Raw genomic sequence first — 14,024 nt, 5'->3', positions numbered from 1 at the left:
AAGCTTCCTTCGTTGTCTTGTCACGGGCTGCCCGGGGAAGGTCTCGGCGCTGTCGCGCGCCCGCTGTCACCCTGCACAACGCACTCTAGTCGTGGGACATTCCGAGCGCATGCCGAGGCGTACCGCGGCGTCGAGCCACCGGGCTGGCGAGCAAGTCGATGCGAAACCGTCGACCCCGGCCCTCACGTCGTGACGGACGTCGGTCCCGCCTCGAGGTCGGTGGCCGTGCTGCAGGTGCGCGAGACGACCCAGGCCGTCGACGTGCGGCCCTTCACGGCGACGACGATGACGGCGGGGGTGCCGTCGTAGGTGGCGAAGTCGGCGTAGACGGCGTCGGGCTTCTCGATGACGCCCTTCGCGACGGCCTGCAGGCAGGCCTGCACGCCCTCGCCGGTGGCCAGGGGGCCCAAGGATTGCGCGTTGGCCTGCGCGGGTTCGATCGCAGGCGACTTCGACGTCCGCAGCGCCGCAGCCTGCGTCGCGAGATCCGTCGACGTGTACTTCGTCTGCGTCTGCGTGACACGCACGCGTGAGGCGTAGTTCTCCTCGGCAGGTTCCATCGACGCCTCTGCCGTGGGCTGGGCACTCGGATGGGGCTCGTCACGGTTCGTCACGAGGGTCACCGCGCCGATGGCGACGGCCGCCGCGGCGCCGAGCGCCAGCGCCGCGCGCCCGAGGGTGCGTCGGCGACGATGGCCGTCCAGGGAGGTGACGGTGGCCCCTGACGGGCTCTGCGACGCCGCCGGAGGATTCATCTGTCCTTCGGAAGCCGGGACCGCGGGGCGCTGCTGCGTTCCAGGACGCTGCGGCAGCGGCACCGCCGGGGGCACCGCGGGGCGCTCATCGCGCTGGAGATCTTCGGGCGGACGTCGCACGTCCGACAGCCTCTCGTCCGAGGGCACCCCCGCCTCACGGGACGCGCTCGTCAGCGCGTCGCGCACGCGCGTGGCGACGTCGTCGGGCATGCGGGGAGCGTCACGGGAGGCCTCCGTCCGCAGCATGGCAGCGATCTGTTGCTGCACCTCGGCCGACGCGACCGGTTTGTCGTCGGCGTGCGCGGACGCCTCCCACTCGTCGCGGAAGTTGCGGGTCATGTCAGGCCTCCTCTCATGAGCGTGGACGGGTGCTTCATTGTGTCTGACGCGCAGGCGGGCACGGTGGTTCCGTGACGTGAGCCACGTCTTCGGGATGACGCCTCGGCGTCATCGATCCGCGAGCATGCCCGCGAGGGCAGTGCGCCCCCGCGCACACCGCGACTTCACGGTGCCCTCGGCGATGCCGAGGTGCGTCGCGGCCTCGGCGACGCTGAGACCCTCCATGTCGACGAGGACGAGGCACAGGCGCTGCCCCTCGGGCAGCTGCGCAAGGGCCTGACGGACGTCGAGGCGGACGTCGGTCTGCGCATGCGCGTCCCGCGTGTCGGCGATGTCGTACTCGGGCCACTCCTGCGTCGGCTTCAGTCGGCGCAGCCGGTCGAGTGCGGAGTTGACGACGACGCGGTGCAGCCATGTCGAGAACTTCGCATCACCGCGGAACGACTCGAGGCGTCTGAACGCGGCGAGGAAACCCTCCTGCACGGCGTCCGCGGCGAGCTCCGGGTCGCGGGTCGTGCGCAGGGCGACCGCCCACATCCTGTCCTTGTAGCGCTCGAACAGCACGCCGAACGCGTCCGGGTCACCCTCACGATGAGCCTGGACGAGTTCTTCGTCGGTGCTGTCCCGAAGCACTGATCCGTTCACTTCGAGACCGTGACCTCGGCGATCGACGACTCGTAGTACGACTGGCCGGCGGGCTTCGTCTGATTCGGGATGAAGACAGTGACATAGCGCCCCGACGCGTTCGTCGAGATCGTCTGCTCACTCGTCGCGCTCGACATCGAGCCGACCTTCGTGCCCGTCTTGCCGGGGGTGTCGCTGACGTAGACGTCGGCGGTCAGCGGCGTGCGCTTGCCGGGCGTCACCTTGATGGTCTTGACGGCTGTCTGCGAACCCAGGTCGATGCTGACGCCACCCATGTCGGGGTCGCCGCCCCAGGAGGCGCGACGGTAGCGCAGGCTCATCCACACCGTGTCGGGGTTGCCGTCGATGGCGTTGGCCGCGGCCAGCGAACCGGATTGGCGCGCTCCTTGCGCGTTCACGAGCGTGGCTGCGGCGGCTTGGACGGGGGTGCCTGCCGGGGCAGCGCTCGAGGCAGAGGACGGCGCACTCGAACCCTTCGGCGACGAGGCGGTCGTGCTGGGCTTCGCGGCGGCGTCCGGCTTGTCAGAGCTGCCGGTGATGCCCTGGAGCCCGAAGATGGCGAGCACGAGCGCACCGAGCACGATGAGGCCGACGAGGACGAGGGCGAGCTTGCTGCTCGCCGGGTCAGGGTCGTCGGTGCCGCCGTTGAACCCCGGTACCGGGGGCTCGAGCTCCTCGAACGACGGGTCGTAGGAGGTGCGGGCGTACGCGGCGTCCTCGTCGTCGAGGTTGAACTGCGTGGTCTCGTCCGCGTCGAATGCGACGGGGCGGCCCACCATCGTCGCGTCGGCGGGGTCGGGTTCGTTGACACGACGCGGGGCGGGCTTGCGCGGAAGAGCCACCGCGGGCTTCGCGCCGGGGTCGGTGGCGTCGTCGCCGCGCACGTCGTCGGTGGAGGACGAACCGTTCTTGGTGCCGCTCTTCTTGACGGTGCTCACGCCGCTGCTCGTCGCACCGGCCTTGCCGGAGGCGCTCTTGTCCGAGCCACCCTTGCTCGAACCTGCCGCTGCGAGGGCCGCAGCACCGACGGCTCCGACGGCCGAGCGCTTGCCTGCACCGTCGCCGGAACCCGCGCGCACGTCGGCCCGGCGAACGACGAACGTCGACTCGGGCTCGTCCGCTGTGTCGTCGTCGGTTTCGACGCTGCGTCGCCCACGGCCCGGAGCCGTGATGATCTGCGCCGACCACGGCGCGAGCTGACGCGCGACCTCGCCCGGCGTGCGCGGGCCGTCACCGCTGTTGAGGACCTGGCGGCACATCGCGTCGAGATCACTCGGCACCCCGTCGACGATCTCGGCGGGTGTCGCGATCTGCCCGTCGGCGCGACGCTGCGCGAGTTCGATGCCCTTGAGGCCCTCGATGTCCTTCGGGTCGCCCGGCCACGTGCCCGTCAAGGCCGTGTAGAGCAGATCCACGAGCGCACGCGTGTCGATGGCGGTCGCCTCGGAGCTGGAGACGTCGTCACGCCCGGCGAGAGAGCCACCGACGGCGACCTGGGTGACGGCGATGGAACCGTCGGCGAGGCGTAGGACGTGACGCGGCGTCAGGATGAGGTGGTGCAGGCCGCGCTGGCGCGCGGCCTCGAGGGCGCTCGCCGTCTCACCGACGATGCGACGCGCCTCCTCGGGATGCATCGGCTCGAAGCGTGCGAGGTCGGCGAGGCTGTAGGCGCCCGTGTGCGGCTCCTCGACGATGTACGCGAACTCGTCGTCGCGCCCCGCGTCGAGCACGCGCACGAGGCGCGGGTCCTCGACGCCCGCGGCGCGGCGGGCACTGTCGAGCGCCGCGTCGGCGTGCGCCGAACGCGACCCGACGACGGTGATGGCGACGTCACGCCCGAGTTTCTCGTCACGCGCGATCCAGCGTGCGAGACCGGGGGCGTCCGAGATCTCGGACGTCAGCTCGTACCGGTTGCCCAGCACCGTGCCCTTCGTGATGCCCTGCACTCGCACTCCTCGTCGCGTCGATGAACCACGGCCCGCGCGTCGCTGAGACGCCGGGCTCGGTTCATCCTAAGCAGCCCGCCGGGCAACCACGCGGTACGGCGTCCCTTCGGCGCGGCGAGGTCTGGAGGCATCGCCCCGAGCGGCCGTGACGATGACGCGTCACGACCGCGAGGGGACGTCAGCCTCGACGCAGACGACGGGTGATCGGGCCGAGCAGGCTGTTGATCTCCTGCACGCGCAGGCGGCTCGCGACGAGGAAGTACACGGCGAGGAACAGCGGGCCGATGATGAGCAGTTCGACGAGGCTCTCGACACGCGTGACGGGCGCGACCTGGTGGATGAGGAAACTGACGAGCAACGTGACGCCGGTGGCGATGATCGCGGCGATCGCCAGACGGACGTATGTGCGCACCGTCTCCGACAGGTCGACGGCGCCGAAGCGGCGCCTCAGCAGGACGAAACCCACCGCGGCCTGGACGACGTTGGAGATCGTCTGCGCGAGACCGACGCCGACGCCGACCCAGTGGGCGCCGGGGTGACCGAGGATGGTCGTGTCCTGCAGGAAGAACCAGGGCACGGTCAGTCCGACGGCGATCCCCGTGCAGATGATCTGCATCCAGAACGGGGTCTTCGCGTCGTTGTAGGCGTAGAAGACGCGCTGAATGACGAGGCACAGCGAGTAGGGCACGAGGCCGACGAGCATGGCGATGGCCATCGAGCCGATGGCCCACCGGGTGTCCGGATCCGCGCCGAACATGGCCGACACGAGCGGGAAGACGAGCGCGAAGCAGCCGAACGTCAGCATGACCGACGCAAGGCCCGACAGGCGGATACCTGTCGTCATGTCGTCCTTCACCTTGTCCGTCTCGTTGCGGCCGGCGGCGATGGACATCCGCGTGAACAGCGCGGTGACCAGGCTGACGGTGATGAGGGAGTGCGGGAGGGTGAACAGCAGGAACGCCTGATCCTGCGCTCCCTTTCCGGGTTCACCGTCAGGCTGGGAGTTGAGCAGCCGGGACGTGACGATGAGGCCCAGCTGCTGGACGATGACGGCCGCGAACGCCCAGCCGGCCATTGTCGAAGCGCTGCGCAGACCCACGCCGCGGAACTTGAAGTTCGGGGTGAACGAGTACCCCGCACGCTTGAGCACGGGGACGAGCACCAGGGCCTGAGCGACGATCGCGAGCGTCGCGGGCAACGCGAGGACGAGGATCATCTCCGTGGTCCACCCCGAGTACGGCGGAACCCCGTTCTGACCGTGCGGGTACGCCGCGATGAACCAGACGAGCCCCAGGATGATGACGACGTTCGCCAGCGCGGGGCTCCACATGAACGCCCCGAAGCGTCCGCGCGCGTTGAGCACCTGACCGAGGATCGTGTAGACGCCGTAGAAGAAGATCTGCGGAAGGCAGATGAGCGTGAACGCCGTGGCGACGTGGAGCTTGTCGCCCGTGACGTTCTTGTGGTCGTAGATCTGGTAGACCCACGGGGCGAGGGCCATGCCGATGACGGTGACGCCGAGCAGGATCGTCAGCGTGAGCGTGACGATGCGGTCCGTGTAGGCCTTGCCGCCGTCGGAGTGCTCGAGCGCGCGCGTGATCTGCGGGACGAGAACAGCATTGATGACACCGCCGGCCAGGAGCAGGTAGATGATGTTGGGCAGGCTGTTGGCCGTCGCCCACGTGTTGGCGATGCCCGTCGTCGAGCCGAGGGCCCAGACCGTCAGCACGGAACGGAGCAGGCCCAGCATGCGTGAGACGAGCGTGCCGGCCGCCATGATGGCGCTGTTGCGCAGAACCCCGCCTGTTCCCGAGGACTTCGCCGCTGCGGTCTGGGGGCCGTCGGCGGGCGTCTCGACGGCGTCGGTCGCCGGGCCTGCGGCCCCCGTCGTCGGGATGGCGGCCGTCCGCGCCTCTCGTGTTTCACGTGAAACACGAGAGGCGCCCGAGCCTCGCTGGGCTCCGGGTCTGCCGGAGACGGCCAAGGCGTCGTCAGCCTCGAGGTTCCAGGCGTCCTCGGCCTCGCGGCGCTCGCGGTAGGCGTCAACCTCGCCGAGGTCGATGACCTGCGTGTGGTCGCTGCTCGCGTGGCTGCGCGTGGACTCGAGGTTGCGCAACCACTGCGCCTCCTGGTCGGCCTCGAACCACGACTCGTAGGCCGAACCGATGCTCGTACCCGCGACGTTCGGCATCGCGATGGTGTGCCGTACCGCCGTCTCGTACATCGCGCCGAGCGATCCGGACGCCGCGCCGTTCGGGCGCGACGGATCAGGTTCGGCGTTCGACATCGGCTACTCCTCCAGCTGGATGTCCCGCGCGAGCTCATCGCGTCGGCGGGTTCCCGCCTTCCTGCCGCGCACGAGGCCGTAGCAGAAGACGAGCAACGCCACGATACCGAGCACCCAGAAGATCCACGTACCCGTCGGGCGCGCGTTGATGCGCAACGGGGACGTGTCAGACGTGTCCGGGCCGAGCGCGACGCCGTTCGCGGCCGTCAGGCTCGCGTCGACGTCGACGAGGCTCGCAGCCTGCGCGGCGAGGGGGACGCGCACCGTCGTCTGGCCCTTCGCCTTGATCGTCACGGGCTCCGGTTGCGAGCGGAACTGCACCGCGTACGTGCGTGGCGTGAGCGTCAGGCTGACGTCCTTGACGTCGCGCGCCAGGTCGTTCTTCACCGTCACGCTGATCGTGCCCGAGTCGGAGAAGAAGTTGATGCGCGCCGGGACGACGCTGACGTGCTCGGGGATCGTCGACACGGCGGCGGAGGCATGCTGGACGAGCTCGTCGACGTCCGGCGAGGTGCCGCGCCAGCGGGTGCTCGTCAGCTGATCGAGATTGCGGCTCCACGCCGGCACGATGTCGTCACCGTCGACGACCGCGCCCGCCACCTGCGTCAGCGACGCGAGGGTGCGCGATGCGCGTTGCAGGTCGCGCGCATCGAAGGCCTGCGTGCTGGGCCGGGGCCAGACGCCGTCCGAGGCAGGTGCCTCGGTCGACAGCTTGGCCACGGTGCCCGCCGAGCGGCTGCTCGAGACGTCGAGGGCGCTCGTCGTCATCCACGGCGCCGTGTCGATGGCCGACAGCACCTGCGCCAGACGCGACGGCGACGTCGTGCCGAGGCGATCGCCCATGACCATGAGGCTGCGGTCGGCCGACGGAAACTGTTGGTAGAGAGCGAGACCCGCGGCCTGTTCGCGCAACCCGGCCTCGACGTCGCTGTCGGCGCCGTCCGAGCTCAGCGGCGCGCTGAGGGCGCTCGTGTACCCGATCATCGGGATGCCGGACGTGCTGCGCCGCGCCGCCGATGAGGCCGAGACGAAGTCGGAGCCGTCGAGCGTGACGTTGGGCGTGATGATGAGGGGCTTGCCGCCGAGCACCGACGACCACACCTGCGACAACCGGTTCGTCGCCGACACGCTGAGCGGCGCAGCCGGCGCGGCGACCACCGTCGTCGACAGTTCCTTCAACGCCGGCGACAGTGGACGGGCGAGTGCGCGCCGCAGCACGGCGTCGCTGCCCGGGGGCCGATCGTCCGCCGTCAAAGACGACAGGTCGGGGTCGCCGTAGGGCGTGAACACGACCTGCTGACCGCTCGGACGCTCCTTCAACGTCGCGACGAGGTCGGCCGCGAGTGCCTCGACGGTCGTCGCCGGAGCAGGATCCTGCGAGGACGAGGTGCTCGAAGAGGAACTGCTTGACGACGAGGACGCGTCCCTCGACGAGGTCGACGAGGTCGATGCCCCGCTCGGTGCGGTGTTGCTGGGCGAGGCACTACCGGCGCTCGCCGTCGACGACGCGGAGGACGAGGACGGCGTGCTGCCGGCGGAACCCGTGTCACCGGGCGAGGCCGACGCGGAGCTCGACGAACTGGGCGTCGACGTCGTCGCCCGGTCCGCGGCAGCCTCCGTCGGGAGCGAACCGTCCTGTGCCGCAGCGGGATCGAGCACCGCCGGGTCGATCATCCACGTGACGGGGGCACCCGGGTTCGAGGCGAGGAGACGCTGGATGTCCGAGCCCGGCCCGATGGCCTTGTTCCACGCGTCGAAGCGCTCGCGACCGCTCGCGGTGAACAGCTTCGGGTCGGCCGGAAGCGTGATGGGAATGACGACGGACGTCGACATCGGCGTGAACTTCGTCGAATCGGCCTGCGTCGTCACGAAGCTGCGGATCGTCGCGGTGGAGCCGCCTCCGGTGACATCGACCTGCAGCGGCATCGTCGCCATCGTGAAGCTGACGTCGAGCTGGTTCGCCGGGATCGTCACGGTGACGTTCGTGCTCGCGCCCGGTGCAAGCGTCCCGACGTTCGTCGTCGCCGTGGCGGGGTTGGTCATCGCGACCTCGCCGGCGCTCCAGCGTGACTGCACCTCCAACGTGTCGAGCGCACGCTTGGCGACGCTGATGCGGGTGGTTGCGTTCGTCAGCGGCGTCGAGCCCGTGTTGCGCACCTGCACGCTGAGCGAGAGCGAGTCGCCGCTCTTCAGGGTGGGGGGTGTCGAGCCTGTCAGCGACACAGCGATCGGACCGCTCTGCGCCGAACTCTTCGTCGCGACGCGCGAGGCGCTCGCGGCATGGGCCGACATGCCGGCCACGGACGACACGTTCGCCACCGTCGAAGCTGCGGCAGTGCTCGTCAGGCATGGCGGGCCGCTTGCCAGGCAGGTGGCGAGCAGGCCCGAGAACGCGGCGAGGTGGGCTCGTCTCGTCATCGACTCAGTGACCGGTCAGGCGGGCCCACGCCGTCGCGGCGATGCGGCGTTCGTTGGGGAAGGTCAGGTGTTCGTGGGCGCGGTCGAGGCGGAACCACTGCGCGTCGATGGCTTCGTGGTCCGGGTCCTTCTCGATGCTGATCTCGCCTCCGACGGCTTCGAGCAGGTAGTGGTGCACCATCTTGTGGATGCGGTAGCCCGGCACGGAGAACCAGTAGTCGATGACGCCGAGCGTCACGAGGGCCCGGCCCTTGATGCCGGTCTCCTCCTCCACCTCGCGTTCCGCGGTCTGGACGAGCGTCTCACCGGCTTCGATGTGGCCCTTCGGCAGGCACCACTCGACGCGTCCGGCGCGATTGTGGCGCGCGATGAGAGCGAGGTAGGCCTGGTGGTCGCGAACGTCGACGACGACGCCGCCCGCAGAGATCTCCTCGAGCGTCGCAAGGCGCGCAGCCCGGTGCACGCGGTGCGAGGAGACGGTCATTCTCATACCTTAACGAGAGGGTTCGGCGTTTGCGCCCGCGCTCGCCCGCAGGCCCCGGCATGATGCGGAAAACTCGCCGGCGCCCGGTCTTGACGTCCGTCGCGGCCGTTCGTGGGCGGCCTGGGGGTGCCCCGTCAGTGTTGCTCGCGCTCCGGCAACAGACGAGCGATGACGGCGCCGACGAGCGTCGCGACCATGAGCGGGATCAGGGCGCCGGTGCCGGCGCCGAGGGCGCACAACAGCAGCGCGGCGAGGGGCTTGCGCAGGCCAGCGCCGCGAGCGTCACCCATGCGCCGTCGTGAATGAAGGCGGCGATCTCCGGCATCTGCTCGTGTCCGGAGAATCGGGCCTGCGGGAGGAAGGCCGCGAGGAGGGCGACGGCCATCGTGGCGAGCATGGCCTGCACCCATGACGGTGCCGGCACCGCATCGAGCCATCTGCCCAGCAGCGGCTGTCCGGCGTTGAAGAGCGCGGCGATCGCAGCGCCCGCGGCTGCGGGAACGAAGGCCCACAGCATCTGTTCCTGACCGCCGCCGACGGTCGGCAGACCGAGGGCGACGTGCTCACCGCTGGTGGCCTGATGGATGACGACGCAGCCGAGGAAGCCGGCGACGGCCGCGACACCGAGGGCGCACAGGTGAAGCGTGCGCCGCCAGCGCACGGCGACGGGATCCTCGGAGTCGGTGATGAGGGAGTCGAGGGTGTCGAGGTGGTCATCCTTGCGCCGCAGCGGCACGATGATGACACCGCTGAGCAGGATGGTGGCGGCAGATCGTACGGGGCTCTGGGCCCGTGCCAGATGAGGTGCTGCGCACCGTTCATCGGGGTCAGCGCGAGGCCGGCCACCGCCCCGAGACCGCACCGTAGGCGGCAGCGACCGCGCGGATGCGCCGAGCGGGTAGGAACGGCGGCACGTCTGCTGAGGTGCTCATGTGGGGACCGTCGATTCGATGCTGGCGTGGATGTGACCGACGTCGAGCGAGGACGAAGCGATGTTTTACGTGGAACATGGCGACGGGGGGCGACGATCGCCCGCATTGTTCATCGCAACGACTCCATTTGATGAAGCCCGTTGCGAAGAGGCGCTGGACGCGAGGCGACGGCCACCACTCAGGCGTGGCGGCAGCCATCACGCGGCAGCGCAACGGGGGTGCGGCCCGAGGTGGGCGACTGGATACCCTTGACCAGTGACGCACACCTCCACCTCCACCCAGCAGGACGCCCGGACGGGCACGACCGCGGCGCCTCCGGCGTCGGGGGCGAGGATGCTCGGGACAGCGATCGCGCATCTCGAACCGGTCATGCCGCTGCTGCGGCAGCTCGGTGAGCTGTTCGCCGGGGCCGGGCACGAGATCGCTCTCGTCGGCGGGCCGGTGCGCGACGCCTTCCTCTCCCGCACCTCGCCGGATCTGGACTTCACGACGTCCGCCCGCCCCGATGACACCGAGCGCATAGTCGCCGGATGGGCCGACGCGACGTGGGATCTGGGCCGCGCGTTCGGCACGATCGGGGTGCGCAAGGGTGGCGTCCAGGTCGAGATCACGACCTACCGCGCTGACGCCTACGACCGTGAGACGCGCAAGCCGGTGGTCGAGTTCGGTGACTCGCTCGACGACGATCTCGTCCGCCGCGACTTCACCGTCAACGCGATGGCGCTGCGCCTGCCCGACCTGACGTTCGTCGACCCGTACGGCGGTCTCGCCGACCTGGCTGCAGGTGTGCTGCGCACCCCGACCGACCCGGAGGTCTCGTTCGGTGACGACCCACTGCGCATGATGCGCGCGGCACGTTTCTCGTCGCAGCTCGGGTTCGACGTCGCGCCCGAAGCGTTCAGGGCGATGCGCGAAATGGCCGCGTCGATCGAGATGATCTCGGCCGAGCGCGTGCGGGACGAACTGGTCAAGCTCCTCATGTCACCGACGCCGCGCCGGGGGCTCGAACTGCTCGTCGAGTCGGGCATCGCCGAACACGTGCTGCCCGAACTTCCGGCGCTCGCGCTCGAGATCGACGAGCACCACCGTCACAAGGACGTGTACGAGCACTCACTCATCGTGCTCGAGCAGGCGATGGCGCTCGAGGGACCGCGCGAGGTGCCGGGGGTCGAGGCGCCGACCGAGGTCGAGGGGCCGGATCTCGTGCTGCGCCTCGCGGCTCTGCTGCACGACATCGGCAAGCCCGACACGCGACGTTTCGAGCCGGGTGGCGGCGTGAGCTTCCACCATCATGAACTCGTCGGCGCGAAGATGACGCGCAAGCGGTTGCGCGCGCTGCGTTTCGACAAGGAGACGATCAAGCAGGTCTCCCGTCTCGTAGAGCTGCACCTGCGTTTCCACGGCTACGGCAACGGTGAGTGGACCGACTCGGCCGTGCGCCGCTACGTCACGGACGCAGGGCCGTTGCTGCCGCGCCTGCACCTGCTGACGCGAGCGGATTCGACGACGCGCAACAAGCGCAAAGCAGCCCGGCTGCAAGCGACCTACGACGACCTCGAGGCGCGCATCGAGCGCCTCCAGGCCGAAGAGGAGCTGGCCGCCGTGCGGCCCGAGCTCGACGGCAACGAGATCCAGGCCGTCCTCGGCATCAAGCCCGGGCCGGTACTCGGGCGTGCCTACAAGCACCTGCTCGCGGTGCGCCTCGATGAGGGCGTCATCGGCAAGGACGCCGCGAGCGAGCGGCTGCGTGAATGGTGGGCGCAGCAGCCGGAGTCGCAGGGCTGACGGGGGCATTGCGCTGTTCGTGTTGTTATGCGTCATGCGTGTTCTCGCGGGTGCCGTGGACTGCGGCGGGCGTGTTGCCGCCGTCACGGCTGGCGTGCCTGACAAGGTGGTGCCATGACTGCAGTGGACGTGGCGTGGCAGGGCCTCGACGACGAGACGCGCCTCGACGTGGCGTCGCTCGACTTCTCCGACGAGGGTGGGTTCGTCGCGACCGGCCGTCAGTCGACGGAGACGTGGCGCGTGCAGTGGGATCTCGTCGTGGATTCACGCTGGTGCACGAAGTTCGTGACGCTCGACGCCGAGGGCTACGCGCCTGTTTCACCGGAAACCGACGACGTTTCACGTGAAACAGCGGACGAGGGCGGCTGGCGGGAGCCGGTGTGGCAACGCCACCTCAACATCTGGCGCCGTGACGACGGAGCTCGCTCGCTGTGGCGCTGGGAGGGTGACGGGTCGGGCGACGCGCCCGGTTGGCTGGCCCCGCTCGGTATGGAGGACGGCATGGAACTGCTCCTCAGCGACGCCGTCGACGTCGACCTCGGCGGCTGCCCGGTGACGAACACGATGCCGATCCGTCGTCTCGGGGTCGATGCTGCCGGCGTCGGGGAACGGTCGATCACGACGGCGTGGGTGCGCCTTCCGGATCTCGCCGTCATGCCGTCGCCGCAGGTGTACTCGTCGGGGCCGCAGGCGCTGACGGAGGCGATGACGGTGCTCGACCCGCGTGTGTTCTCGGTCGTGCACTACCGCTCGGCGACGCGCGACGTCAGCGTCGATCTCACCGTCGACGATCACGGCCTCGTGCTCACCTACCCCGATCTCGCCGCGCGCGTCGTCACAGAGTGACGTCCGACTCTGTCGGGTCGACGCCGCGCAAACCCGGGGGCTGATGCAGCGGTCCCGCGTCGGCAGCTGACGGAGGCCGAGTCGCTCAAGTGGCGCGCCGCGCGTTCGCGGTGTGCGGCAGTCGGCCACACATGCGCGAGGATGGGCCGGTGACATGGGGACGTTCGCGCGCAACGCATCTGGGTCGTCAGGATCTCGCTCGAGTCGAGAGCAGGGGACGGTCCACGGCTGATCCGCTGCTGCGCACCGAGCGACTGGTCGCGGCTGGCCTCATCGCCGTCGTGGGTGCTGTGGCTGCCGCCGTCTCGAACGGATGGTTCATCGACCTGAGGGTCTACGTCCTCGGCGCCGGCCACGCTTTTTCGTCGGATCTCTACGACCAGAAGCTCGACGATGCGGGGCTTCCCTTCACGTACCCGCCTTTCGCGGCGATGGCCATGGCTCCTTTCGGGCATCTGCCCTTCGCGTTCGGCGCCGCGTTCATCGCGATGCTCTCGTTCGCGGCACTGCTCCTCGTCACGCGCCGCACGCTGGTCCGACAGCCGTTGCCGATCGCAGCGCACTGGTTCTTCGTCCTGGCCGTGCTGGCGATCGCATTCGAGCCGGTGTGGGCGACGTTCTCGTTCGGGCAGGTCAACCTCATCGTGCTGGCGTTGTGTCTGCTCGATCTGACGGGCCGTCATCGTGCGCGCGGTGTCATGGTCGGTCTGGCTGCGGGGTTGAAGCTGACGCCGCTGTTCTTCGTCGCCTATCTGGTGTTCACGCGGCAGTTCCGGGCTGCGGCGACGGTGTGCGCGACGTTCGCCGCCACCGTCGCGGTGGGGTTCATGTTCAATCCGCATGGCGCGGCGGTCTTCTGGACGGATGCGGTGCGCGATCCGTCGCGCGTGGGTTCGGCCTTCTTCGCCGGTAACCAGGCCCTCACCGGGGTGCTGCCGCGGTGGGCCGGTGGGCCTCTGCCGCACGCCGTCGTCCTCGTGGCGCAGGCGCTCGCGGGTCTGGCGGCGCTCGTCGCGGCTTCCTACCTCCACCGTCGCGGTCATGAACTCGAGTCGGTGATCGCCGCGTCGTTCGGGATGCTCGCGATGTCGCCGATCTCGTGGAGCCATCACTGGGTCTGGGCGTGGCCGGCCGCTCTCGTGCTCGTGGCGGCGCTCGTCCGTCAGCTCCGGGGTGCGCGCGGGGGCAATGGCGAGCATGCGGCCGATGACGTAGACCATGGCGACGCGCGGGGCATCGGTGCCGCCGAGCGTGCGCCCGGCTGGGCCGTCGCCACGGGTGCGCTCCTCATGGTGTGGCTGCTCGTCTTCGTCTCGCGCTCGACGTGGTGGCCACCTCACTACGAGGACGCCGAGTTGTCGTGGAGCCTCGTCCAGAAGGTCTTGGGCAACACGTACGTCGTCGCCGGCGCGCTGTGGATCGCCTGGGCACTTCTCGACGCCCGTGCGGGCCGACGCGGGCGCAACGTCGCTTCACCCGCACCACGAGGTGGCGAGTAACTCACAGGTAGGCGCGCAGTTACCTGCCGACGCGTGACTTACCCGCCATCCTGACAGCGCCCTGGCCCACCGGGCACCCACGCCCCAC

Annotated in this window: 10 protein-coding genes; 3 read left to right on the top strand and 7 right to left on the bottom strand. The window is 69.8% G+C overall.

What is annotated here, in order from left to right; genetic code table 11:
- Positions 1-182: 182 nt before the first annotated feature.
- The 7 genes from J4Z35_RS10765 to J4Z35_RS10735 form a co-directional block, all read right to left on the bottom strand.
- Positions 183-1,094 carry a hypothetical protein gene (locus J4Z35_RS10765; RefSeq protein ID WP_006944757.1) on the bottom strand — a complete coding sequence of 304 codons (912 nt, stop codon included), beginning with the start codon at positions 1,092-1,094 and terminating at the stop codon, positions 183-185.
- Positions 1,095-1,202: 108 nt separating this feature from the next.
- On the bottom strand, positions 1,203-1,739 hold the full coding sequence (gene sigM, locus J4Z35_RS10760; RefSeq protein ID WP_235006046.1) for an RNA polymerase sigma factor SigM: 537 nt from the start codon (positions 1,737-1,739) through the stop codon (positions 1,203-1,205).
- The gene (locus J4Z35_RS14865; RefSeq protein ID WP_006944774.1) at positions 1,736-3,685 is read right to left on the bottom strand and encodes a protein kinase family protein; all 1,950 of its coding nucleotides are present in this window, start codon (positions 3,683-3,685) and stop codon (positions 1,736-1,738) included. Before J4Z35_RS14865 ends, sigM begins: the two co-directional genes overlap by 4 nt.
- A gap of 178 nt (positions 3,686-3,863) precedes the next feature.
- On the bottom strand, positions 3,864-5,972 hold the full coding sequence (gene murJ / locus J4Z35_RS10750; protein ID WP_115296767.1) for a murein biosynthesis integral membrane protein MurJ: 2,109 nt from the start codon (positions 5,970-5,972) through the stop codon (positions 3,864-3,866).
- A gap of 3 nt (positions 5,973-5,975) precedes the next feature.
- The gene (locus J4Z35_RS10745) at positions 5,976-8,390 is read right to left on the bottom strand and encodes a DUF6049 family protein (protein ID WP_131940196.1); all 2,415 of its coding nucleotides are present in this window, start codon (positions 8,388-8,390) and stop codon (positions 5,976-5,978) included.
- A 4-nt stretch (positions 8,391-8,394) separates the two neighbouring features.
- Positions 8,395-8,874 carry an NUDIX hydrolase gene (locus J4Z35_RS10740; protein ID WP_006944822.1) on the bottom strand — a complete coding sequence of 160 codons (480 nt, stop codon included), beginning with the start codon at positions 8,872-8,874 and terminating at the stop codon, positions 8,395-8,397.
- 205 nt (positions 8,875-9,079) lie between these two features.
- Entirely contained in the window at positions 9,080-9,610 is a 531-nt protein-coding gene (locus J4Z35_RS10735; RefSeq protein WP_038566238.1) for a hypothetical protein, read from the bottom strand.
- A 529-nt stretch (positions 9,611-10,139) separates the two neighbouring features.
- Between J4Z35_RS10735 and J4Z35_RS10730 the strand changes: the two genes are divergently transcribed.
- The 3 genes from J4Z35_RS10730 to J4Z35_RS10720 all read left to right on the top strand — a co-directional run bounded on the left by J4Z35_RS10730 (position 10,140) and on the right by J4Z35_RS10720 (position 13,936).
- Positions 10,140-11,591: a CCA tRNA nucleotidyltransferase gene (locus J4Z35_RS10730; RefSeq protein ID WP_040014499.1), complete on the top strand. Its 1,452-nt coding sequence runs from the start codon at positions 10,140-10,142 to the stop codon at positions 11,589-11,591.
- 114 nt (positions 11,592-11,705) lie between these two features.
- The gene (locus tag J4Z35_RS10725; RefSeq protein WP_131940193.1) at positions 11,706-12,437 is read left to right on the top strand and encodes a putative glycolipid-binding domain-containing protein; all 732 of its coding nucleotides are present in this window, start codon (positions 11,706-11,708) and stop codon (positions 12,435-12,437) included.
- Between the two features lie 281 nt (positions 12,438-12,718).
- Complete coding sequence (locus tag J4Z35_RS10720) at positions 12,719-13,936, top strand: glycosyltransferase 87 family protein (RefSeq protein ID WP_160126160.1); 1,218 nt, start codon at positions 12,719-12,721, stop codon at positions 13,934-13,936.
- The last annotated feature ends 88 nt before the right edge of the window (positions 13,937-14,024 follow it).

The sequence above is a fragment of the Dermacoccus sp. NHGro5 genome (assembly GCF_017565385.1).
Classification (GTDB): Bacteria; Actinomycetota; Actinomycetes; order Actinomycetales; family Dermatophilaceae; genus Dermacoccus; species Dermacoccus nishinomiyaensis.
This window is presented reverse-complemented; position numbering and strand designations above follow the sequence as displayed.

Coding starts and splice junctions, on each gene's coding strand:
- J4Z35_RS10765 (WP_006944757.1), bottom strand. CDS start 1,094: ATGACCCGCAACTTCCGCGACGAGTGGGAGGCGTCCGCGCACGCCGAC.
- murJ (WP_115296767.1), bottom strand. CDS start 5,972: ATGTCGAACGCCGAACCTGATCCGTCGCGCCCGAACGGCGCGGCGTCC.
- J4Z35_RS10745 (WP_131940196.1), bottom strand. CDS start 8,390: ATGACGAGACGAGCCCACCTCGCCGCGTTCTCGGGCCTGCTCGCCACC.
- J4Z35_RS10740 (WP_006944822.1), bottom strand. CDS start 8,874: ATGACCGTCTCCTCGCACCGCGTGCACCGGGCTGCGCGCCTTGCGACG.
- J4Z35_RS10730 (WP_040014499.1), top strand. CDS start 10,140: ATGCTCGGGACAGCGATCGCGCATCTCGAACCGGTCATGCCGCTGCTG.
- J4Z35_RS10725 (WP_131940193.1), top strand. CDS start 11,706: ATGACTGCAGTGGACGTGGCGTGGCAGGGCCTCGACGACGAGACGCGC.